Here is a 22,131-nt window from a genome sequence, read left to right as displayed (position 1 = left end):
GGACAGCCATGCAATTCGAACAACTTGCCACGGTCCCTGACCCGGCCGCAGGCCCCGAGGTCTACCGCCAGCATGCGCGCACCTGGCTGCGCGCCAACCTGCCAGATTTCATGCGCGCCGACAGCCCGGACTGGCGCGCGCCCACGCTTGCCGAGAGCAGCGCCTGGGAGGCCGCGATGTATCAGGCCGGACTCGCCGGCATGACGTGGCCCAAGGCCTACGGCGGCCACGGGTTGACGCTGCGCGAGCACCTGGCGGTGAACAAGGAGATCGGCGCGCTGCCCATGCCGGAAAGCGTCAGCTCGATCGGCAAGGAACTGGCCGGGCCGATCATCATGGCCGTCGGCACCGAGCAACAGAAGCAGGAATTCCTGCCCGCGATTCTGGCGATGCGGCAGTACTGGTGCCAGGGGTTTTCGGAACCGGACGCCGGCTCGGATCTGGCACGGCTGCGCACCAAGGCCGTGCAGGAAGGCGGCACGTGGCGCATCAACGGGCAGAAGATCTGGACCAGCGGCGCGGCCAAGGCGCATTACTGCCTGCTACTGACACGCACCGGCACGGTGGCCGACAAACATCGCGGCCTGCTGATGTTCGCCGTGCCGATGGACACGCCGGGCATCCGCGTCGTTCCCATCAAGTCCATCGACGGCAAGGAATCCTTTGCCGAGGTGTTCTTCGACGACGTGGTGGTTCCCGACAGTGCACGCCTGGGCGCGCCGGACGAAGGCTGGAACGCCGCCATCCGCGTGCTGTCCATCGAGCGCGCCACCAACCGCATGTATCGCCCGTGGCGCTTCGAGTGCGAATTGCGCCAGCTCATTGCGGCCTGCAAGTCCGATGCGCAACTGGCGCCCGCGCTCGACGACGGCTATGTCCAGCGCCGCGTCGGCGATCTGGTCAGCGAAATCGACGGATTGAAGGGGCTGGTCGAGCTCACGGTGGCGCGCATGCTGCGTGGCGAGACCATCGGCGCGCGCGGATCGCTGACCAAACTTTACTGGTCGGAATGCCACCAGGCCTTTGCCGGCCTGGCGCTGTCTCTGCTGTCGCAGGTCGGCCCGCACTCCAGTCCCCTGGCGCGCCGCGCCCAGAAGGCCTTTACCACCGCCTACCTCTTCTCGCGCGCCGAGACGATCTACGCCGGCACCACCGAAGTGCAGCTGGACGTCATCGCGCAGCGCGTCATGAATCTGCCCAAGGACCTGACATGAGCCACGAAGAACTGCGGCCCGAGGAATTCGCGCAGGCCGCCGAAGCCGCGATCACCGACGCCCTGTCCCGCCCGGATGCCGGTGCCATGGCGCAGGTGCTGGCGCAGGCCGGCCTGACCGGCGTGATGGCGGCCGAGGAAGACGGCGGGCTGGGCCTCTCGCTCGATTTCGCGCTGCCGATCGCGCACGCCGCCGGACGCCTGCGCCTGCCGCTGCCGCTGCCCGAACAGATCCTGCTTGCCAGCGCACTGGCCGGCACGCCGCAGGCCGCCGCGCTGGCCGCCGGCGAGCGCCTGGCCGGCATCGCGTGGCAAGGCAGCCTGCAGTCGGGCCATGCCCGTCTGGACAATGGCCCGGCGGACTGGGTGCTGGTGGCTGACGGCGAGGGCGCCACGCTGCTCGATGCCAGCGCCCTGCCCCGCGACGAACAGGCGGCGCTCGATCCCGATCATCCGCAAGCGTGGATCGCGCTGGACGGCGCGCCCGTGCTGGCGCGCTTGGATGCTCGGGCCTGGGACGCGCTCCAGCGCCAGGCCCATCTGCTGCTTGCCGAGTTCGCCAACGGCGCCGCCGAAGGCGCCCTGCAGGCCGCGGCCGAGTACATGGCGACCCGCGTGCAGTTCGGCCGCCCCTTGTCGGCCAAGCAGGCCGTGCGCCACCTCCTGGCCCGCATGCGGCTGCTGCAGGACGTCTCCAGCGCCGCGATCCGCCGCGCCACGCAAGCCGACGAATACGGCGCGCCGCGCGAGACGCAGCCCGCGCTGGCCGGCGCGCTCGCCAACGCGGCTTTCGTCATCGAGAAAGCCATCCACCTGCACGGCGGCATGGGCTTCACGTGGGAACTGCCCCTGCATCGCGCCTTGCGCGCGGTGCGCAAGCTGGACGCCGCCTTCGCGGGTCTGGCCAGCGGCAACGGCCGCGCATTCATCCAATCGGTATAGGAAGACACCATGGCACAAGATCTCGCCGGGCGCGTCGCGCTCGTCACCGGCGCGGGCGCCGGCATCGGCCGGGCCACCGCGCGCCTGCTCGCCGCGCGCGGCGCCACGGTCGGCGTCAACGACCTCAAGCAGGAGCTGGTGGACGAGGCCGTCGCCGGCATCACCGCCGAAGGCGGCAAGGCCTTCCCCGTCGTGCAGAACGTCGCCACGCGTGAAGGTATCGGCCAGGCGGTGCGACAGGCCGCCGAACAAGGCTCGCGCCTGGACATCCTGATCAACAACGCGGCCTGGGTCCGCTATCAGAGCGTGCTGGAGATTCAGCCCGATACGCTGGAACGCATGCTGGACATCGGTTTCAAGGCCGTGATCTGGGGCATCCAGGCCGCCGCCGAGGTCATGGACCCCGAACGCGGCGGCGCCATCGTCAACGTGGCGTCAACCGCGGCGCTCAAGTCCGCCCCCAGTTCGATGGTGTACTCCGGCATCAAATCAGGCGTGCTGGGCGTGACGCGCGCGGCGGCCGCCGAACTGGGCGCGCGCCGCATCCGGGTGAACGCCGTGTGCCCGTCAGCGGTACCCACGGAAGGCACGCAGCGCAACCGCAACGCCGAGCGCGACGCGCGCCGCGTCGCAAGCACGCCGATGGGCCGACTGGGCTCGGTGGACGACATTGCCGACGCCATCGTGTTCCTGGCCAGCGACGAGGCGCGCTTCATCACCGCGCAGGCGCTGGTGGTCGACGGCGGCATCACGTTCACGACGCTCTGATGGACACCGTCCTGCTCACCGGCGCGGCCAGCGGCATCGGCCGGGCGACGGCCCGCCGGCTGGCCGATGCGGGCCATCGCTGCGTGCTGGTCGATCGCAACGCGCCGGCGTTGCGGGCGCTGCAGGCGGAACTGCCCGTCCGCGCAGGTCAGAACCATCTTGCCTGCGTGACGGACCTGACCGATGCCGGGCAGATAGCGGCGCTGGCGGACGACATGCCGCGACTGGACGCCATCATCAACAACGCGGGCATGACGGACAGCAGCAACCGTCCCACCGTCGACCAGACGGACGAGGACTGGCAGCGGCTGCTGGACCTGAACCTGCACGCGCCCGCGCGCGTGGTCAGCGCCCTGCGCGGCTGCCTCGCCGCGGGCGCGCGTGTCGTCAACGTGGCCTCGGGCGCGGGGCTGCGCGCCATCCCGTGGCGCGGCGGCTACAGCCCCAGCAAAGCCGGCCTGATCGCGCAAAGCCGCGCGCTGGCGCAGGCCGACCCCGGACTTCGCGTCACCGTGCTGTGCCCGGGATATGTGCAAACGGAACTGGTGAACGGCCTGATCACATCCGGCCGCCTGGACCCCGCGCGCGCGGTCGCCAAGATTCCGCTGGGCCGGCTGGCCGATCCCGACGAGATCGCCTGCGCGCTGGTCTTTGCAGCAGGTGCGCAGGCCAAGCCCCTGGCAGGCAGTCTGCTGTGCGTGGATGGCGGCTCATCGGTGTACGGCGGCAGCCAGACCTATGCGCCGGCTGCGAGCGAAAACCGTATTCAAGTCGACGCGCCCTTGTCGCTGACCGTGCGCGGCGATTGGCCCTCGCCACGGGACGAGGCGACCGGCGACGGCTATCCCGCCGTGCTGGATGCCACGGTGCTATCCAGCCCGCCGGGGCAACGCCTGGCGGCCGTGCTGAATGCCGCGCGCCGCTTCGACCTGCACGGACCCGCCAGCCTTACGCTGCTGCTGCCCGGCGGCGAGGACCTGGCGTGGGAGCATGCCGGGGATCACGCGGCGGCGCGGATGCTCGTGGCCTCGCTGGCCTGCGAATGGGGCCCCGCGGCGCGCCGCATCAACGCGGTGCAGGTTGCGCCGGGCGCCGCGCCCGAGGCGCTGGCGCCGCTGCTGCGCTTCGTCGCGGGCGCGCAGGCGCAATACCTCACGGGTCAGGTGCTATGCAGCCAATAAGCGATCTGGACGAGATCAAGACGCGCTTCATCGCCGCGCGCGGCTATTGGCGGCCGTGGACGGACGCGATGCTGCGCGCCAATCCGGGGTTTCTCGCGCACTATGCCGACTACGCGGGCCATCCCGCCAGCACGGGTCCGCTGTCGCCGCGCATGGTCGAACTGATCTATGTGGCGCTGGACGCATCGGCCACGCATCTTTACGAAGCGGGACTTGCCACCCATCTGCGCATGGCGCGCGAGGTCGGCGCGACGGATGCCGACGTCTTCGACGTGCTGCATCTGGTGACCCTGCAGGGGTTGAGCGCGGTCCTTCTGGCCGCCGATCTGCTGCACGAGGCCGCACCGCTACCGGCGCTGGACGCGCAAGATCCCTTGCGCGCCCGCATCGCCGCGCTGTGGCCGGAACAGGCGCCCAGCCTGTTGCGGCTGGCGGCGCAGGACCGGGGCTATGTCGCCGTCCTGCTCGACTTCCTGGAAGGCGGCGCGCCGGCCGGCGGTCTGTCGCAGACGGAACGTTTGCTGATTCGCATCGCCTTGCACGCGTGCTTCACGCAGGGCGACATGGCAAACACGCGCGCGTGCATCGGTGAAGGGCTCGCACGAGGCCTGTCGCGCAGCCAGATCCTGCAAGCCATTCAACTGGGCGCCCATCTGGCCGTGCATGGCGCGGCGCTGGGCGCGACCGTCCACGCGCGTCTGCAAGACACCGGCGCGTCCCGCTGAAACGCGGACGCGCCCCCGTTCACACGTGCAGCTGGTCCAGCACCGACCACGCGGCCCGCGCCTCAATGACCTCGCCGGCCGCCAGGCACAGGTCTTCGCGAAAGCGCCCGGCGACCAACTGCACCCCAACCGGCACGCCCTCGGCGCGGCCAACGGGTACGGAGAGGCCCGGCAATCCCAGGATCGCCGTTGAAATCAACGGGCTCTGCGCCCGAAGGATGTCCGCCATCACGTCCGCACCCTGCTGATCCCGATCCACCGGAAATGGCAGCGCGAAAGACACGGGCATCAACAAGACAGGATAGCGCTCAAAGAAGCGGCCCCACTCGCGCAGGATCGTCGTGCGCATCGCCATCGCCTGAATGAAGCCGTCCTTGTCCCGGCGGGGCGTGTGCGCAAGCATGCTTTGGTACGCGTTCTGGATGGCGCGGTCGCCGGCGCGTTCGATCTCGCGCTGCATGGACCCGGCGGCTTCGTTCATCAGCACGTCCAGCCACAGCGCGGCCGCGGCGTCGAACTGCGGCGGCTCGGCAACCTCGACAAAGTAGCCCGCGTCCTGCAGCCAGCCGGCGGCGCGCTGCAGCGCGTTGGTGACTGCAGCGTCGGCCTTGTGCTGCGCCGTGCCCGCAAACAGCGCGACACGACGGCTGCCGTTCAAGTCAGGAAATTCCAGTGGCGCCGGCACCCACCAGGGATCGCGCGCGTCGCCGCCCGACATCGCCGCCAGCCCCAAGCGCAGATCCGCCACGGTACGCGCCAACGGCCCTTGCGTGGCCGCCATCTGAGAGGCTACCGGGCGCTCGGCGCGCTGGGTCGCGTTATACGCGGTCACCCTGCCCTGCGAGGGCCGCAGCCCTGCCACGCCGCACGCATACGCGGGATAGCGGATGGAGCCGCCCTGGTCGCTGCCATGCGCAAGCGGCCCGACGCCCAGCGCGGCCGCCACCGCCGCCCCGCCGCTGGAGCCGCCCGGCGTGCGCGCCACATCGAACGGATTGACGGTGCGGCCGTGCAGATCGTTGTCGCTGAACCAGCGCCAGGAAAACGCCGGAACGTTCGTGCGTCCGATGACGATCGCCCCCGCGCGAAGCCAGTTGTCGACCGCCGGATTGTTTTCCTGCGCGATGAGGTCCCGGTAGGCCGTCACGCCGTTGGTCGTGGCCGTGCCCGCCAGATCCGCGTTGGCCTTGATCGTGACCGGCACGCCATGCAGCGCGCCCAACTCCTGCTTGCTGCGCACCGCCGCGTCGGCCGCGTCCGCGGCGCGCAGCGCCTGATCGGCATAGGTCTCCGTCAGCGGGTTGAAGGCTGGATTGACGACTTGGGCGCGGTCCAGGCAGCTTTGCACCGCCTCCCGGCTGGATACTTCACCGTTGCGGATGGCGCGGGCCAGGTCGAGCGCGTTCCAGCGCCAGAGTGCGTTAGTCATGTTGTCTCCCTATTCTGAAATTCCGGATGCGCAGGAACCGCTGCGCGGCACGCGTTCTGCCCGCCCCATCCTGCAACGCGCGCTCAATCGGCGGACGCGCCGGATTGCTTCACCATCGCCGCCCAGCGCGGAATCTCGGCAGCGATCAGGCTGGCGAACTGCTCGGGCGTGGACGGCGTGGCGTCGACGGACAGGGTTTCGTTCTGCTTCTGCACCGCGGGGTCCAGCAGCGCCTTGGCGACTGCGGCATTCAGCTTATCGATCACCGGCTTGGGCACACCCGCCGGCGTGACGATGCCGCCCCACGACACCACCTCGAACCCCTTCAAGCCCGACTCGTCGAGCGTCGGCACCTCCGGCAGCACGGGCACGCGTTTCAGGCTGGTGGCGCCCAGCACCTTGACCTGCCCCGACCGAATGAAAGGCAGAACGCCGGCGACGTTGTCGATCATCACGTCAAGCTGCCCGCCCGCCAGATCCACAACCGCCTGCTGGCCGCTCTTGTACGGCACGTGCAACATGGTGGTGCCGGTCTCGCTCCTGAGCATTTCGCCCGCCAGGTGGGCGCTGGAGCCGACCCCCAGCGATCCCACGCTGACCTTGCCGGGATTCTTCTTCGCATACGCGGCCAGCTCCTGCACGTTGTTGGCCGGCAGGCCATTGCGCGCGATCAGCACCAGCGCGTTGCTGATGGCCAGGCTGACGGGCGCCAGACTGCGCTGCGGGTCGTAGGGCAGCTTGGCGTACATGCTCTTGTTGATCGCCAGCGTGACGATGTTGCCGAAGCCGATGGTGTAGCCATCGGGCGGCGCCGACGCCAGGGCCTGCGTGCCGACGATGCCGCCCGCCCCGCCCCGGTTTTCCACGATGACCGGCTGCCCAAGTTCGCGGCCCAGCGCATCGGCAATCGGGCGCAACACCACGTCGGGACCGGAGCCCGCGGCGTACGGGACGATGAGCTTGATCGGCCGTTCCGGCCAATCGGCGCGGGCGGCGCCGGCAGCGGTGGCGGCCACAAGGACAAGAAACAAGGAAACGGCACGGCGGGCAAAGATCGGCATGGCATTCTCCTGAAGCGCTTTTCGGGCCAGGCCTCTCGGTCTTGCCGGGCCTGATCGACGATCAGCTTAGGGATGGTCCGCGCTGCCTGTAAGGCTATATTTTTGTTAAGGTGACCACCCCAGGTTGTCAGCAGGAAACCGTCATGAAGGACCACCAATTGCGGGCGTGGCTGAAAGTGGCCGAACTGCGCAGCATTCGCGCCGCCGCCCGCAGCCTGCACCTGAGCCAGGCCGCCGTGACCAAGGCCATCAAGGAACTCGAAACCGAACTGGACGCGCCGCTCCTGACGCGCAGCCCCAAGGGCATCGCCGTCACCGAATGCGGCGAACACCTGACGGTGCGGGCCCGCCTGGCGCAGGCGCAGCTCGCACTGGCGCGCCAGGACATCCGCCAATTGCTCAGCGGTGCGCAGGCGCGAGTGGCGGTCGGCGTGACACCCATGGTCATGCTCAGCGTGCTGCCCGACGTGCTGACCGAATTCCGGGCCAGCATGCCGGCCGCGAAGGTCAAGGTCTCGGAAGGCCTGCTGGCGTCAGTGCAGCCGGCCCTGCGCAACGGCGCGCTGGATTTTGCGCTGGCCTCGCGCATGAACGACGGCGCTAGCGGCCAGGAATTTGAATTCGAAGAACTGCGCCCGCTGGAATTCATGATTGCCTGCCGCAAGGGCCATCCGCTGGCGCGCGCGCGGCGTTGGGAAGACATCCGCGGCAGCGAATGGCTGCTCAACGTCTCGGGCGGCAGCCATACCGAAGCCTTCCTGCGCGGCCTGCGCGCGCACGGCCTGCCCGAGCCCGCCCGCGTCATCGAATGCGACACCTTCGGCGTCATGTGGACCCTAATGACCCGCAGCGACGCGCTTATCATCTGCCCGTCCGGCATGCTCGACATCAAGCCTTACGGCGACGAGGCGCGGCGCATCCGTGCGGACGTGCCGATGCCGGTCGCCAGCATCGGCATCATGACGCTGCAAGGCACGCCGCTATCGCTGGCTGCCGCCACCATGGCGGACCTGTTCCGCCGCCGCGTGGCGTCGATGCCGTAAGACGGATGGCCGGTATGCCATGAAGCGCATAGCCGCGACGCGTGGAGGTGCATCTCCCCCGGCGCATCACCCGCGGCGCGTCAATGCGCGGCGCGGTCAGCGCCGCACCACCAAGCGAATCGCAACCGCCGACACAGCCACCAATCCAGCAAGCCAGAAGAACGCGTCAACCAGTCCCACCGCATGCGCGGCGTAGCCGAGCCGGCCCCAGCAGCACGCCCAGATAGACCAGTATGCTGGCCGCCGCAATGGCCTGCGACGGCGGCATCGCAGTCTGGCGTCCCGCCAGCGAAAACAGGATCGGCACCACATTGCCGGCGGCAAGCCCCGCAAAGGCGATGGCGGGATACACGACCGCCAGGTTGCTGCTCCACGCCGCCAGCGCCAGACCGCCCGCCGTAATCAGAAACCCCGCGATCAGCACGACGCGCTCACCCGCCCGCGCCACGAATCGATCGCCCACAAAGCGGATCAGCATCATGGCGCACGCAAAGACCGAGTACCCGGCGCCGGCAAACCGCTGGTCTACGCCCTTCTCGCGCGACAACAGCAGCGCGCTCCAATCCAGCATGGCGCCCTCGGCCAGGAAGATCACCATCGCCAGCAGGCCGATGCCCACCACGATGCCGCGCGGCACGATCAGCAACGGCGCCTTTTTTTTTGCCTGCGGCAAGGTGAGGAAGCCGGGTGCGGCCAGCAGCACGCAGAGCGCGATGACGAGGCCGGCTGCGATGGTGGCGGCCGCCGCGCTGGCGCCGGCGGCAATAATTGCCGTCATTGCCGCTGCGCCCACAAGGCCCCCGATGCTGTACAGCCCATGAAAGCCCGACATCAGCGGCTGCCGGGCAATCCGCTGGACCTCGGTGCCATGCACGTTGGCCGCCACGTCGATGGCGCCGGTGGCCGCGCCGAAGATCAGCAGGCACAAGCCCAACGTGAACGTGGTCGACGCGATCGCCATCAAGGGCAGCACGGCGGCCAGCATGAGCCCAGCCGTCACGATCAGCGCCTTGCAACCCACGCGCCCCACCAGCGCGCCCGCCCCTGGCATGCCGATCACGGCGCCCAGGCCCAGGCACAGCAGCACAGAACCCAGCGTGGCCGCGTCGGCCCGCGCGCTGCGCCTGGCGAACCTGCTTCGCGCCGACCCCGCCAACCGCCAGCCGCTGGCCGCGCTTGCCCGCCAAGTGGGATCCAGCCCCCGCACCATCGAGCGCCTGTTCCAGACGGAGGCCGGCCTGTCGTTCGGCCGATGGCGCCAGCGCCAGCGGCTGCTCACCGCGCTGGAGCAGCTTGCTTACGGCGAAAGTGTCACCAACGTGGCGCTCGACGTGGGGTATGAATCCGCGTCCAGCTTCGTCGCTGCATTCAAGGCCGTGTTCGGCACGACGCCGGCGCGGTATTTCAAGACCTGATCACTGCCGTGTGCGTGGTCATCCCTGCCAGCGCGGACGGCCCGGCGTCTGATGGTGGTAGGATCGCCTGCGTACGCCGCGCGGAATCCGACACCCTCCACGCCGCAAGATCTGACCGGGCCATCCCGCGTCAGCATCCGGCAGCGGCCATCCGGATCCATCCACGCCTGGAAGTTCGCGGAAGAACGACCCGGCATCCCGGGGCATTCACCTGCATGCCCCCGCCTCGCCCGCCTTCTCCGCCTTTGTCGACGCGCTGAAATATCGCTGAGGTATCACCTGTCGGGTCCGCCGCACGACCGCCTCGCATTAATTCGTGAATTTGGAGTCTCTGCCTTGTTCCGCAGATTTGAAAGCCAGCTCAATCCGTTCCCTTCCGAGAATGTCCCCCCGCCGCCCACGGGTTTCTTCGCCTTCTTGTGGTTCTGCACGCACGGTTCGCGCCGCTACATCGCCGCGCTGGCGATCCTGAGCGCGGCGGTCTCCATATACGAAGCGTGGCTCTTCGCCTTCCTGGGGCAGGTTGTCGACATGCTCACCGCCTGGAAAGCCGGCGAGGCCGCGTCGGCACACGAACGCCAGGTCCTGTGGGGCATTGCCATCGTGCTGTGCGTCAGCGTTGGCGTCGTCGCGCTACGTACACTGGTCCAGCATCAGGTCCTGGCCATCAACCTGCCGCTGCGCCTGCGATGGGACTTTCACCGCATGATGCTGCGGCAAAGCCTGTCGTTTTTCTCTGATGAGTTCGCCGGCCGCGTCACCACCAAGGTCATGCAGACCGCGCTTGCCGTGCGCGAAGTGCTGCTGACCTTCTGCGAAATCTTGCTCGGCATCGCTGTCTACTTCGTCACCATCGTCGCGCTGGCCGGGGGCTTCGACTGGCGTCTGATGCTGCCCTTCATCGGCTGGATGGCGCTCTACGGCCTGGCCATGATGTATTTCGTGCCGCGGCTGGGCAAGGTCGGCAAAGAGCAGGCGCATGCCCGATCGTCCATGACCGGACGCGTCACCGATGCCTACACCAACATCACCACCGTCAAGCTTTTCTCGCACACCAATCGCGAGGCCCGCTTTGCGCGCGCCGCCATGGAGGACTTCAAGGAAACCGGCTACCGCCAGATGCGTCTGGTCAGCCAGTTTGAAATCGTGAACCAGGCGCTGGTGTCGGCGCTGATCCTGGCGGCCGGCGGCTACGCGCTGTGGCTGTGGCACGGCAACGAAGTCGGCACCGGCGCTGTGGCGGCGGTGACCGCGATGGCGCTGCGCGTGAACGGCATGTCGCACTGGATCATGTGGCAGATGACCTCGCTGTTCGAGAACATCGGCACCGTGCAGGACGGCATCGCCACCCTGACCCACGTCCCGAAGGTGCAGGACGCGCCCAACGCCGCCACCCTGCAAGTCACGCAAGGCGAAGTCCAGTTCGATGACGTCTATTTCAACTACAACAACGAGCGCCAGGTCCTCGACGGCCTGACCCTCACCGTGCGCCCCGGCGAAAAGATCGGCCTGGTCGGACGATCCGGCGCCGGCAAATCCACGCTCATCAACCTGCTGCTGCGCTTCTACGACGTCGAACGGGGACACATCCGCATCGACGGCCAGGACATCTCGAAGGTCACGCAGGACAGCCTGCGCAGCGCCATCGGGATGGTCACGCAGGACACATCGCTCCTGCACCGCTCCATCTGCGACAACATCGCGTATGGCCGCCCCGACGCCAGCCGCGAAGAAATCCGCGCCGCCGCGGCCCGCGCACAGGCCGACGACTTCATCCAGCAGCTCAGCGACTCGCACGGCAACACCGGCTACGACACGCTCGTCGGCGAACGCGGCGTCAAGCTGTCGGGCGGCCAGCGCCAGCGCATCGCGATAGCCCGCGTCATGCTCAAGAACGCGCCCATCCTGCTGCTGGACGAGGCCACCAGCGCATTGGATTCGGAAGTGGAGGCCGCCATTCAGGAGAGCCTTGACGAAGTCATGCAGGGCAAGACCGTCATTGCCATCGCGCACCGCCTGTCGACCATCGCCGCGATGGACCGTCTCATCGTGATGGATCAAGGCCAGATCATCGAACAGGGCAGCCATGCGGAACTGCTGGCAATGAACGGCGTGTACGCGCGCCTGTGGCGGCATCAGAGCGGGGGTTTCCTGGCCGAAGAGCCGAGCCAGCCGGTTTGAGATGGTGGCCGGGCGCGCGCCCGGCCGCTTCATGGGTCCAGGAGTTCAGATGCTTGCCTACACAACCGGCGCAGTTGCGGCGGCCGCCTTGGCGGCCAGCGTGTACATCAGCGTCAAACGGCCTTTCCGGTTCAAGGACAACGGCTCCGGCCCGGATCACCGTCCTTCCGCAGCCGTCGCGGGCGGGCTGATGACCGTCGCCCTGCTGAGCTTTGTGCTGGCCTTCAGCCTTTGAATAAAACGCCTCGATGACAAGTTTGGTTGCACTTTATTAGGGACACAATAAAGACCCGATCGGATAATCCCCGCGCTATTCGAAAAGGATCTTTATTTTGAAGTTGAAAGCTGCACTCCTCATTTCCGCGCTGACCGCCGTCGTCGTTGCTCCCGCGAATGCCGCGTCTCCCCGTTCGGTCGACGCCCGCACATTTGATGTCGCCGGCGTCAAGACGGGCATGGACTTCGACGAAGCCCTTGCCGCCACCGCCAAGAACTTCAATGTTGGCAAGAAGGACATCCGGATCGGCTACGCGACGAACAACCCCGTCACGAACACCAAGATGCCGATGAACTTCAGCTACGACAAAGATGGCGTCAGCTTCATCGTCCACTTCGAGCCGCGCGTGCCTGTCGACAAGCAACGGCCGCTGGCGGTGTCGCAGATCCGCTATGAACTGCCGTGGACGCCGGCCAACAAGGAAGCCATGGGCAAAGCTGTGCTGGAAAAATACGGCCGCCAGTCGAACTATCCCAACGACCTGAACATGGAATGGTGCACCAAACCCAGCACGAACCCTGGCATGGGCTGCTCGACGGACCTGACGCAGGCGGTATTGAAATACAGCGGCGTCAGCATCCAGATGCACGACCCGGCATGGATGAATGCGCGGATCGAGTATGTGCAGCGCAGCCAGTCCAGAAAGCCCAGCTTCTAACGCGTATCAGTAATTCTGAACGGGGCGCACTTCGTGTTGACGGGGTGCGCCTTTCCCAACATGACATCTTCGATGAGGGCTTGGGTGGACCAGCACCTGCCCTTCATCCTTTGAGCTGCGCGGGCAGATTCGCCACGAGCCAATCAATGAACACACGCAGCCGATGCGTCACATGGCGGTTGTGCGGGTACACCACATGAAACGGATAAGGCTGGGGCCGCCACGGTTTCAGAATCTCGACGAGCGCGCCGCTTTGCAACGCGGGGCCCGCCGCATAGGTGAACGTCTGAACGATCCCCAGGCCCGCCAGCGCCGCCGCCAGATGCGCGTTGCTTTCATTGACGCCGACGCGATGCTCGACCTTGATCTCCGTCTTTTCCCCATCGCGCTCAAAGCGGAACGGAAATGCGCGGCCGTTCTGCGGCGACAGGTAGCTGACCAGCTTGTGGCCGTTCTTCAACTCATCCGGATAGGCAGGCGTGCCGAACTGCTTGAGGTATCCCGGCGTGGCGCAGGTGATCAGATCGGCGGTACCGATCTGCCGCGCCACCAGCGAAGAGTCGTCGAGCGGACCGCCGCGGATCACGCAGTCGACGTTGTCGCTGATCAGGTTGACGGGGCGGTCTGACACCCCGAAGTCGATCCGGATGTCGGGATAGCGCGTCAGAAAATCGGAGATCGCGGGGATCAGCACGTCGCTCGCGGTGGAGCCGCCCACGTCGATGCGCAGGTGTCCTTTCGGCTTGCCTTGCACGGCATTGAACGACCCGTCGATGTCTTCCAGGTCGCGCACGATGCGCAACGCTTTCTCGTAGTACTCGCGCCCTTCCGGCGTGACCGTGACGCGCCGCGTCGTTCGCTGAAGCAGGCGCACGCCCAGGTGCGCCTCCAGGTCCTGCACGATCTTGCTCAGCGTGGCATTGGGCATATCCAGCGAATCCGCCGCCCGCGTGAAACTGCCCGCCTCCACTACGCGCGCAAACCCGCGAATCGCGGTCAATTGATCCATGCCGAAGACTCCTTGAGATGAAGCGATTATCCACAAACACGCATAGTCGTTCCAATCTTTCCGGAGTCGTCCATTATTTCGGTGATCGATTGGCAAGCTTCGTCAATGGCAACGCGCTGTTTGTCGATGGGGGATGGCGCAGGTGTGAGAGCGCCTCCCGCGCCGGCTCCCTCCAATCAGGCCACCTTGCGAATCACCGCCCTGTCGTCCGCCCTGATGGCCTATGCTGATCGTTCCGGCCCGATGGGCCACCTTTCTGAAGGAGCGTTGCATGTTGGACCACATCACGATCCATGTGAGCAACTTCGAGCGCAGCCGCGCGTTTTACCTGAGCGCGTTGGCGGCGCTGGGTTATGTGGCACGCAAGACGTTCGAGACCGACATGGGCTTCGGCGTCGGAGAACCGGACAACGAGAACAACCCCGGTGGCGAATTCTGGATACATGAGGGCACGCCCTGCGCGCCGCGCGTGCATGTGGCCTTCCGCGCCCGCAGCCGCGAAGCGGTCGACGCGTTTCATCGCGCCGCCTTGGCAGCCGGCGGCCGCGACAACGGCCCGCCAGGCTTGCGCACGCATTACCACCCCCACTATTACGGCGCCTTCATCCTGGACCCCGACGGCTACAACATCGAGGCCGTTTGTCACCGGCTCGCTTGACCGGAAGGCGCGCTCAGGAACGCCCCAGCGCAGGTCGACGCGGACCTCCTCGGGCAATGCGTTGATCGATGCAGGGAATGAATGCCGACGCCGCAGAATCAAGTGATCAGCGTCGCATGAAGGGAACTTGCCGGGATTGATGGAGCGGGTGAAGGGAATCGAACCCTCGTATGAAGCTTGGGAAGCTGCCGTTCTACCATTGAACTACACCCGCTCGGGTGTCGTGCCGCAGCCGTGGGCCGGGCAGAGCCGCGATTATAGCGCGGGTTTTTTCAGTCGGGGCGGGTCGAAAAAGCCCGCCCCCTCCTACCAAAAAACCCGCCGCCATCAATTCGCCGTGATGTTCGCGGCCTTGACCACCTTGCCCCAGCGGTCCAGTTCGGTCTGCGTGTAGGCGCCCAGTTCCTTCGGGCCCATGAAGATCGCCTCGGCGCCCTGCTCGGCCGCCTTCTTGCGGAACTCGTCGGTCTTCATGATTTTCTGGATCTCGCCCGCGATCTTGTCGACGACCGGCGCGGGCGTGTCCTTGGGTGCGTACATGGCAAACCACGACGACACGATCAGGTCGGGGTAGCCGGCTTCGGCGGCCGTGGGCACGTCGGGCAGCGACGGCAAGCGGGCATTGCCCGTGACCGCCAGCGCGCGCAGCTTGCCTGCGGCGATCTGGCCCAGCAGCGGCGGCGGCGTGGTGATCGTCATGTCGACAGCGCCGCCCAGCAAGTCATTCAGCGCGGGGCCGGTGCCCTTGTACGGGATGTGCGTGATCTGCGTGCCGGCCATCTGGTTGAGCAGTTCCGTGGCGACCTGCTGCAGCGAACCGTTGCCCGAGGACGCGTAGTTCAGCTTGCCCGGGTTGGCCTTGGCGTACGCGACCAGTTCCTTCAGGGACTTGATGGGCAGATCGGGACGCACGACCACGACTTGCGGCGCGGACAGCACGTTGGCGACCGGGGCAAAGTCCTTGATGGGGTCCCAGCCGGCGGCGGGCGTCACGTGCGGCGTGATGACCTGAAAGCCCGAGTACTGCAGCAGCAGCGTGTAGCCGTCCGGCTTGGCGCGCGCCACGGCCTGCGCAGCGATGCCGCCAGAGGCGCCGGGCTTGTTCTCGACGACGACGCTCTGGCCCAGCGCCGCGCCCAAGGGCTGCGCAATCAGGCGGGCGGCGATGTCGGTGGTGCCGCCGGGCGCGGCAGACACGATCAGCGTGACGGGACGGTTGGGGAAATCGGCCTGCGCGCTGGCGGCGCCGGCGGCGGTGATCAGGGCGAAGGCGGCGCTGACGCGCAGTGCGGTGGGCAGGCGGAAAGAGGCCATGCGTTGTCTCCTGGGTATTGTTTTATCTGTGGGTGGTTCGGGTACGGCAGGTACAGCTTGGAAAAGACAGATCAATCAGGCGTCGGCCGGAAACCGTTCGGCCAGCCACGCGGGCGGCGCATGCAAGGCCAGCCTCGGCCCCGCCTGCAGCAATGCGTTGGACAGATCGCGCTGGACCAAACCGGGCAGGCTTCGCACGATGGCCAGCAGCGGCTCCAGCGACACGCCGGTCTCCACGTCCATGCAAGCAAACATGTGGACCAGCTCTTCGGTGTTGACGTTGCCGCTGGCGCCCGGCGCGTAAGGACATCCGCCCAGGCCGCCCGCTGCGGCGTCAAAGCGGGTGATGCCGGTCTGCCAGGCCGCGATGGCGTTGGCCAACGCCATGCCGCGCGTGTTGTGCAGGTGTACGGTCAGCGCGGTGGATGGCAGGCGCGCAGCCGCCTGTTCGCACAACGCGGCCACTTGGGTCGGAAACGCCATGCCCGTCGTGTCGCACAGCGTGATGCCGGCAGTGCCCGCATCGACCAGACGCGCCGCCAGATCCAGCACCGTGTCCGCGGGCACGTCGCCGTCGAACGGACAGCCGAACGCGGTCGACAACGACACGTTGCACGGCGCGCCGGCCTTTGCGGCGGCAGCCAGAACGTGCGACAGCTCGGCAAACGACTGGTCGCGCGTCATGCGCAGGTTGGCGCGGTTGTGCGTCTCGCTGCACGACATGACGAGGTTCATCTCGTCGGTGCCGGCCTCCAGCGCGCGTTCCAGCCCGCGCACGTTCGGGACCAGCGCGGTATAGATCACGCCGGGACGGCGGCGGATGCGGCGCATGACGTCGACGGCGTCGGCCAGCGCGGGAATGGCTTTGGGGGACGTGAAGCTGGTGACCTCGATGCGGGCAAAGCCGCAGTCGGACAGCGCGTCCACGAAGGCGACCTTGTCGTCCGTGGACACCAGGGTCTTCTCGATCTGCAGGCCGTCGCGCGGCCCGACCTCGTTGATCTCGATGCGGGCGGGTCCGTGGTTCATGCAATCACTCCCTTGGCGCGCAACGCGGCACGCTGTTCTTCGGTCAGGCCCGCCGACGCCAGCACCGTGTCGGTGTGTTCGCCCAGCGTCGGCGCGCGTTCGCGCACCGCCCCTGGGTTGGACGACAGGTACGGGAAGACGGCGGGCATTTCCACCTGCACGCCCGCCGCGGATTCCATCGAGGTGATGGCGTTGCGGGCGCGGTAGTGCGGATCCTTGGCAATGTCGGCAACGGAATAGATGCGGCCAGCGGGCACGCCGGCTTCCAGCATCGCGGCCAGCACGTCATCGATCTGCCGTTCCTGCGTCCACGCGCCGATGGCGGCGTCGATCTCTTCCACACGGCGCGCGCGGCCGTCGTTGTGCGCCAGCGCCGGGTCCTGTCCCAGGTCGTCGCGGCCGATGCGGGCCATCAGCCTGGTGTAGATGGCGTCGCCGTTGCCCGCGATGAGCACGTAGCCGTCCTGGCACGGGTAGGCGTTGGACGGCGCGATGCCGGGCAGCGACGCGCCGGCGGGCTCACGCACCGCGCCGAACACCGAATACTCGGGCAGCAGGCTCTCGCTCAGGTTGAACAGGCTTTCGTACAGCGCGGTGTCGATCACCTGCCCCACGCCACCGCGCGCATCGCGTTGATACAGCGCCAGCATCACGCCCAGCGCGCCATGCAGGCCGGCGATGGTGTCGCCCAGCGACAGGCCGGCGCGCACCGGCGCCCGGCCCGGCTCACCGTTCAGGTAGCGCAGGCCCGCCATGGCTTCGCCGATCGCGGCGAAGCCCGGTTCGCGCGCCTTGGGACCGGTCTGGCCGTAGCCCGAGATGCGCAACATGATCAGGCGGGGATTCAGTTCGTGCAGGGCTTCCCACGACAAGCCCCATTTTTCCAGCGTGCCGGGGCGGAAGTTTTCAATCAGTACATCGGCCTCGCGCGCCAGCATGCGCACGATGTCCTGGCCTTCCTGCTGCCGCAGGTCGACGCAGACCGACTGCTTGTTGCGCGACTGCGCCTCCCACCACACCGAGGTGCCCTCGTGCAGCAGACGCCACTTGCGCAGCGGATCGCCCTGGCCCGGCGGTTCGATCTTGATGACCTGCGCGCCAAAATCCGCCAGCGTCTTGGCCGCGAAAGGCCCCGCGATGAGTTGTCCCAGTTCCAGCACACGAATGCCGGCAAGAATCTGCCCTGCCATATCGCCTCCCAGGCGCGTCTTACGGTAGTGATGGAAGGCAGTGTGCGCGCAAAGCGGCGCGATGCGGAATGGACAATCGGGGAAAGGGGCATTCCCGGAACGAGAAACCCCGGGCTAACCCTCAGCCCTCGCCGCGCAGGTGGGCCAGCAGCAGCCGCGCGGCCACGGTCAGGGTGTCGGCGTCGCGCACGCCCAGAAGCAGCCAGCGGCGCGCCCACTCGTCGGTCAGCGGAATCAGCCGGATCGGCATGGACCGCGCGTGCGGCTCGGCGGCGATGCGCGGCAGGATGCCCACGCCACGCGTGGCCGCGACCATGCGGCAAATGGCGTCAAAACTGCGCACCTGGATGCGCAGCCGCATCGCCCGGCCCATCCGGCCGCTTTCTTCCGACAGCCGGGTCGCCAGCGACGTCGCGGGCGGCAGGCCGACGTAGTCGTAGGCCAGCGTGTCCGCGAAGGCGACCTGCGGCTCCGCGGCCAACGGATGGCGCTGCGGCACGATCAGCACCAACTCGTCCAGGCGATACGGGAAGGTGGCAAGACCGTCTGCCAGCGTGCGGTCGGCAAAGACGCCGATGTCCGCGCGGTTCTCCAGCACGGCGGTGACGATGTCGCTGCTGTTCTGCTCTTCCAGGTCGATGCGCACGGCAGGATGCTCGTCCATGAAGGCGGCCAGGTCCTCGGGCAGGAACTGTGTCAGCGACGAGGTGTTGGCGGCAATGCGCACCTGGCCTCGCACGCCCTGCGCAAAGTCGGACAGCGCGCCGGCCATCTGCTCGACTTCCTGCAGCACCCGCAGCGCGTGCACCAGGCACGCCTGTCCGGCGTCGGTCAACTCCACGCCGGCGGCATTGCGAAACAGCAGGGGCGACCCCAGCGCGGCTTCCAGGTCGGAAATCCGCTTGCTGGCCGCGCCTACTGCCAGATGCGACTGGCGCGCGCCGGCCGAGATGCTTCCCTGGCGCGCAACAGAAACAAACAGGGCAAGCGTGACGAGGTCGATCCGGGCAAAGTTCATGACAAAGGACTGCGGCGCAGGGAAACCGGGCTGAAACTATAGCCGCAGCCGTCCGGCATAAATGTGTCCCTGTTTTCGTCCCTATGACCGGCTCCGCGCGGGCAGACCTGCCACTACAATCCCGCCTATGAATACGAACAACCCCACCAACAGCTCCACGAACACCCCTGCGGACCTCCCCGCAGACGCGCCCGCCACGCCCGCCGCCGACGCCGCGCCCGCCCCCGTTTCCCCGGAAACCCAGGCCGCGCTGACCAGCGCCGCGTATGCGCCCAACAGTCCCGGCGCCGCGCACATCCGCAGCTTCGTCCATCGCCGCGGCCACATCACCCAGGGCCAGCTCGCTGCGCTGGAACGCCTGATGGGCCAATGGTCCCTCCCCTATGCCCCCCGCCGCCTGGATCCGGCCGCCGCCTTCGGACGGCAGGCCCCGACGGTGCTGGAGATCGGCTTCGGCATGGGCGAAACCACCGAGAAGATCGCGCTGGCCCGGCCTGGCGACAACTTCCTGGGCGTGGAAGTGTTCAACGCCGGCGTCGGATCGCTGCTGCGCCGCATCGAAGACTCCAGCATTCAGAATCTGCGCATCATCCAGCACGATGCCGTCGAAGTGGTGCGCGACATGATCGCCCCCGATTCCCTGGCCGGCGTGCACATCTACTTTCCGGACCCGTGGCCCAAGAAGCGCCATCACAAGCGCCGCCTGATCCAGCCGGCCTTCATCTCGCTGCTGGCCAGCCGCATTGCGCCCGGCGGCTACATCCACTGCGCCACCGATTGGGAAGACTACGCGGTGCAGATGCTCGAAGTGCTGAGCGGCGAGCCGCTCCTCAAGAACACCGTCGACGGCTACGCGCCGCGCCCCGATTACCGCCCCCTCACCAAATTCGAGACACGCGGCCTGCGCCTGGGCCACGGCGTCTGGGACCTGATCTTCAAGCGAGTCGCCTGATGCTCTATCCGCCGATCGAACCCTACCGTCAAGGCATGCTGGATACCGGAGACGGTCACCAGATCTATTGGGAAATGTGCGGCAACCCCAACGGCAAGCCCGCCGTCTTCCTGCATGGCGGGCCCGGCAGCGGCTGCTCGCCCGTGCATCGGCAGTTGTTCGATCCGCAACGCTACAACGTGCTGCTGTTTGATCAGCGCGGCTGCGGTCGATCGCATCCGCACGCCAGCCTGGACAACAACACCACGTGGCATCTGGTCGCCGACATCGAGCGACTGCGCACCGAAGTCATGGGCGCCGAGAAGTGGCTGGTGTTTGGCGGATCCTGGGGGTCGACGCTGGCGCTGGCCTATTCCGAGACGCACCCGGCACACACCAGCGAACTGGTGCTGCGCGGCATCTTCGGCCTGCGCCGCGCCGAGATCCAATGGTTCTACCAGGAAGGCGCATCGTGGCTGTTTCCGGACCGCTGGGAAGAATACCTGGCGCCGATCCCCGAGGCCGAACGCGGCGACCTGGTCACCGCGTACCACAAGCGCCTGACGGGCAACGACCCCGCCGAGCAACTGCGCGCCGCCAAGGCCTGGAGCAAATGGGAAGACAGCACCATCACGCTGCTGCCCAGCCCGCGCCATCAGCAAAGCCACGCCGCGGACCGCGCCGCGCTGGCCTTTGCGCGCATCGAGAACCACTATTTCTTCAACGCCGGCTTCATGGAAGAAGGCCAGTTGATCCGCGACGCGCAGAAGCTGCGCGGCATCCCCGGCACCATCGTGCAGGGCCGCTACGACGTCTGCACGCCCGCGCGCACCGCGTGGGACCTGCACCGCGCATGGCCGGAAGCGCAGTTTCACCTGGTGCCCGATGCCGGCCACGCCTTCGACGAACCCGGCACGCTGGCGCGCCTGATCGCCGCCACCGACGCCTACGCCAAACAGTGAGGAGCCCTGACATGCACATCACCCTGAACGGAGACGCCCGCGAGTTCCCGCTGGACACCACGGTCAACGAATTGCTCGAAACGCTGGGCTATGCGGGCAAGCGCGTGGCCGTCGAACGCAACGGCGAAATCGTGCCCAAGAGCCAGCACGCGCAGACGGCGCTGTCGGACGGCGACCAGATCGAGATCGTGGTCGCGGTGGGCGGCGGCTGAACTACGGTCACCGCAGCGCTCCGGCGCCGCATCGCGACACCCCCTTTAAGGCCGCTGAAACCCAGCGGCCTTTTTGCATGCCGCCCCACGCACGAGGGGGCTTACGCCCCCGGATACAAACGTCCTGCGAAGGTGCCAGCATTGTTGCGTAGTCTGGCAAGAGGCTAGCAACCTGTTACACCACAACCCCTCGTCGTAGGGCAAATGTGCGAGTCATAATCGTTTCTATCGCGCCGCCTTCAACCGGACAGGCGCCTTCGAGAGCACAGGTTTTCTCACCGCAATATCGATAAAGGAAACGCTATGGGTCTGCTCAATTTCATCAAGGACGTTGGAGAAAAACTCTTCGGCGCCAGCGAGGCCAAGGCCGCGACGGCAGAGGAATTGAAGAAAGAGCTGGATAAGCACGGCCTGAACGCGGATGGCCTGCAAATCACGGTGGACGGCGACAAGGTCACGGTCGCGGGTCAGGCGTTGAGCACGGAAGACGCCGAGAAGATTTCACTGGCGCTGGGCAACACGGTTGGCGTGGCCGCGGTGGACAACCAGCTGCAGGTCAAGCAGGCCACGCCGGAAGCCAAGATGTACACCGTGCAAAAGGGCGACAACCTGTGGAAGATCGCCGAAGCGCAATACGGCAAGGGCCAGGGCGCCAAGAACACCCTGATCTTCGAAGCCAACAAGCCCATGCTCACCAGCCCCGACAAGATCTACCCGGGCCAGGTGCTGCGCATTCCGCCGCTGTCGTAAGCGGCACTGAATTCAAACAATCCGGAGGACACCCATGCGTTCTCCGGCTTGTGTCGCGGTGCGGCGCCCCCTGCCTGCCGCGATTGCTTGGCCAGACGCAATGTCTGGCCATTTTTTTGGCTGACGGTCTGAAGGTGTCTGACACCCCAGCGACACCCGCACGCG

General features: G+C 67.2%; 23 protein-coding genes and 1 tRNA gene. 15 read left to right on the top strand and 9 right to left on the bottom strand.

Features of this window, described 5'->3' with window-relative positions; all coding sequences use genetic code 11:
- Window positions 1-8: 8 nt before the first annotated feature.
- The 5 genes from B2W22_RS21750 to B2W22_RS21730 are packed head-to-tail and all read left to right on the top strand — an operon-like array spanning window position 9 to window position 4,829.
- Complete coding sequence (locus tag B2W22_RS21750) at window positions 9-1,214, top strand: acyl-CoA dehydrogenase family protein (RefSeq protein ID WP_175184748.1); 1,206 nt, start codon at window positions 9-11, stop codon at window positions 1,212-1,214.
- Window positions 1,211-2,155, top strand: a complete 945-nt coding sequence (locus B2W22_RS21745) for an acyl-CoA dehydrogenase family protein (protein ID WP_286939527.1) — start codon at window positions 1,211-1,213, stop codon at window positions 2,153-2,155. The genes B2W22_RS21750 and B2W22_RS21745 overlap by 4 nt, the downstream gene beginning before the upstream one ends.
- 9 nt (window positions 2,156-2,164) lie before the next feature.
- Window positions 2,165-2,923, top strand: a complete 759-nt coding sequence (locus B2W22_RS21740) for an SDR family NAD(P)-dependent oxidoreductase (RefSeq protein ID WP_286939526.1) — start codon at window positions 2,165-2,167, stop codon at window positions 2,921-2,923.
- Window positions 2,923-4,104: an SDR family NAD(P)-dependent oxidoreductase gene (locus tag B2W22_RS21735; RefSeq protein WP_286939525.1), complete on the top strand. Its 1,182-nt coding sequence runs from the start codon at window positions 2,923-2,925 to the stop codon at window positions 4,102-4,104. The genes B2W22_RS21740 and B2W22_RS21735 overlap by 1 nt, the downstream gene beginning before the upstream one ends.
- The gene (locus B2W22_RS21730; protein WP_286939524.1) at window positions 4,092-4,829 is read left to right on the top strand and encodes a carboxymuconolactone decarboxylase family protein; all 738 of its coding nucleotides are present in this window, start codon (window positions 4,092-4,094) and stop codon (window positions 4,827-4,829) included. The genes B2W22_RS21735 and B2W22_RS21730 overlap by 13 nt, the downstream gene beginning before the upstream one ends.
- Window positions 4,830-4,848: 19 nt before the next feature.
- Here the strand turns inward: B2W22_RS21730 and B2W22_RS21725 are convergent, their stop codons facing one another.
- Together B2W22_RS21725 and B2W22_RS21720 are read right to left on the bottom strand one after the other, a co-directional pair.
- The gene (locus B2W22_RS21725; RefSeq protein WP_286939522.1) at window positions 4,849-6,258 is read right to left on the bottom strand and encodes an amidase family protein; all 1,410 of its coding nucleotides are present in this window, start codon (window positions 6,256-6,258) and stop codon (window positions 4,849-4,851) included.
- An 83-nt stretch (window positions 6,259-6,341) separates the two neighbouring features.
- Window positions 6,342-7,319, bottom strand: a complete 978-nt coding sequence (locus B2W22_RS21720) for a Bug family tripartite tricarboxylate transporter substrate binding protein (RefSeq protein WP_286939521.1) — start codon at window positions 7,317-7,319, stop codon at window positions 6,342-6,344.
- A 143-nt stretch (window positions 7,320-7,462) separates the two neighbouring features.
- Here B2W22_RS21720 and B2W22_RS21715 point away from each other — a divergent pair, with 143 nt between their 5' ends.
- A complete protein-coding gene (locus B2W22_RS21715; RefSeq protein ID WP_286939519.1) occupies window positions 7,463-8,362 on the top strand; it encodes a LysR substrate-binding domain-containing protein in 900 nt (299 codons plus the stop codon).
- Window positions 8,363-8,528: 166 nt separating this feature from the next.
- On the opposite strand, the gene B2W22_RS21710 is transcribed toward B2W22_RS21715, so the two are convergent.
- Window positions 8,529-9,449, bottom strand: a complete 921-nt coding sequence (locus B2W22_RS21710) for an MFS transporter (RefSeq protein ID WP_286939518.1) — start codon at window positions 9,447-9,449, stop codon at window positions 8,529-8,531.
- Between the two features lie 10 nt (window positions 9,450-9,459).
- Between B2W22_RS21710 and B2W22_RS21705 the strand changes: the two genes are divergently transcribed.
- From B2W22_RS21705 to B2W22_RS21690, 4 genes are all read left to right on the top strand, one after another.
- Window positions 9,460-9,777 (top strand): helix-turn-helix domain-containing protein, encoded by a 318-nt coding sequence (locus B2W22_RS21705; protein ID WP_286939516.1) that lies wholly within the window; start codon window positions 9,460-9,462, stop codon window positions 9,775-9,777.
- Window positions 9,778-10,113: 336 nt separating this feature from the next.
- Complete coding sequence (locus B2W22_RS21700) at window positions 10,114-11,958, top strand: ABC transporter ATP-binding protein (RefSeq protein ID WP_286939515.1); 1,845 nt, start codon at window positions 10,114-10,116, stop codon at window positions 11,956-11,958.
- 49 nt (window positions 11,959-12,007) lie between these two features.
- Window positions 12,008-12,193: a hypothetical protein gene (locus B2W22_RS21695; RefSeq protein WP_286939514.1), complete on the top strand. Its 186-nt coding sequence runs from the start codon at window positions 12,008-12,010 to the stop codon at window positions 12,191-12,193.
- 97 nt (window positions 12,194-12,290) lie between these two features.
- Window positions 12,291-12,893 (top strand): hypothetical protein, encoded by a 603-nt coding sequence (locus tag B2W22_RS21690; RefSeq protein WP_175137906.1) that lies wholly within the window; start codon window positions 12,291-12,293, stop codon window positions 12,891-12,893.
- A 103-nt stretch (window positions 12,894-12,996) separates the two neighbouring features.
- On the opposite strand, the gene B2W22_RS21685 is transcribed toward B2W22_RS21690, so the two are convergent.
- A complete protein-coding gene (locus B2W22_RS21685; RefSeq protein ID WP_175137907.1) occupies window positions 12,997-13,902 on the bottom strand; it encodes a LysR family transcriptional regulator in 906 nt (301 codons plus the stop codon).
- Between the two features lie 271 nt (window positions 13,903-14,173).
- Here B2W22_RS21685 and B2W22_RS21680 point away from each other — a divergent pair, with 271 nt between their 5' ends.
- The gene (locus B2W22_RS21680) at window positions 14,174-14,560 is read left to right on the top strand and encodes a VOC family protein (RefSeq protein WP_175122364.1); all 387 of its coding nucleotides are present in this window, start codon (window positions 14,174-14,176) and stop codon (window positions 14,558-14,560) included.
- 140 nt (window positions 14,561-14,700) lie between these two features.
- Here B2W22_RS21680 and B2W22_RS21675 read toward each other — a convergent pair.
- The 5 genes from B2W22_RS21675 to B2W22_RS21655 form a co-directional block, all read right to left on the bottom strand.
- Window positions 14,701-14,774: transfer RNA gene (locus B2W22_RS21675), tRNA-Gly, on the bottom strand.
- Window positions 14,775-14,887: 113 nt separating this feature from the next.
- Window positions 14,888-15,874: a Bug family tripartite tricarboxylate transporter substrate binding protein gene (locus B2W22_RS21670; RefSeq protein ID WP_175184770.1), complete on the bottom strand. Its 987-nt coding sequence runs from the start codon at window positions 15,872-15,874 to the stop codon at window positions 14,888-14,890.
- Between the two features lie 75 nt (window positions 15,875-15,949).
- The gene (locus tag B2W22_RS21665; RefSeq protein WP_286939512.1) at window positions 15,950-16,903 is read right to left on the bottom strand and encodes a hydroxymethylglutaryl-CoA lyase; all 954 of its coding nucleotides are present in this window, start codon (window positions 16,901-16,903) and stop codon (window positions 15,950-15,952) included.
- Complete coding sequence (locus tag B2W22_RS21660) at window positions 16,900-18,093, bottom strand: CaiB/BaiF CoA transferase family protein (RefSeq protein WP_279975861.1); 1,194 nt, start codon at window positions 18,091-18,093, stop codon at window positions 16,900-16,902. The genes B2W22_RS21665 and B2W22_RS21660 overlap by 4 nt, the downstream gene beginning before the upstream one ends.
- Before the next feature lie 121 nt (window positions 18,094-18,214).
- Window positions 18,215-19,111, bottom strand: a complete 897-nt coding sequence (locus B2W22_RS21655; RefSeq protein WP_175122360.1) for a LysR substrate-binding domain-containing protein — start codon at window positions 19,109-19,111, stop codon at window positions 18,215-18,217.
- A 127-nt stretch (window positions 19,112-19,238) separates the two neighbouring features.
- On the opposite strand from B2W22_RS21655, the gene trmB reads away from it, so the two are divergent.
- The 4 genes from trmB to lysM all read left to right on the top strand — a co-directional run bounded on the left by trmB (window position 19,239) and on the right by lysM (window position 21,966).
- The gene (trmB, locus tag B2W22_RS21650) at window positions 19,239-20,063 is read left to right on the top strand and encodes a tRNA (guanosine(46)-N7)-methyltransferase TrmB (RefSeq protein ID WP_056559408.1); all 825 of its coding nucleotides are present in this window, start codon (window positions 19,239-19,241) and stop codon (window positions 20,061-20,063) included.
- Complete coding sequence (gene pip / locus B2W22_RS21645; RefSeq protein ID WP_218342798.1) at window positions 20,063-21,004, top strand: prolyl aminopeptidase; 942 nt, start codon at window positions 20,063-20,065, stop codon at window positions 21,002-21,004. The genes trmB and pip overlap by 1 nt, the downstream gene beginning before the upstream one ends.
- Before the next feature lie 11 nt (window positions 21,005-21,015).
- On the top strand, window positions 21,016-21,216 hold the full coding sequence (gene thiS, locus B2W22_RS21640) for a sulfur carrier protein ThiS (RefSeq protein ID WP_056559414.1): 201 nt from the start codon (window positions 21,016-21,018) through the stop codon (window positions 21,214-21,216).
- A gap of 303 nt (window positions 21,217-21,519) precedes the next feature.
- Complete coding sequence (gene lysM, locus B2W22_RS21635) at window positions 21,520-21,966, top strand: peptidoglycan-binding protein LysM (protein ID WP_056559419.1); 447 nt, start codon at window positions 21,520-21,522, stop codon at window positions 21,964-21,966.
- The last annotated feature ends 165 nt before the right edge of the window (window positions 21,967-22,131 follow it).

This window comes from Achromobacter sp. UBA4530 (assembly GCF_002388205.1).
Classification (GTDB): domain Bacteria; phylum Pseudomonadota; class Gammaproteobacteria; order Burkholderiales; family Burkholderiaceae_B; genus Achromobacter; species Achromobacter animicus.
This window is presented reverse-complemented; position numbering and strand designations above follow the sequence as displayed.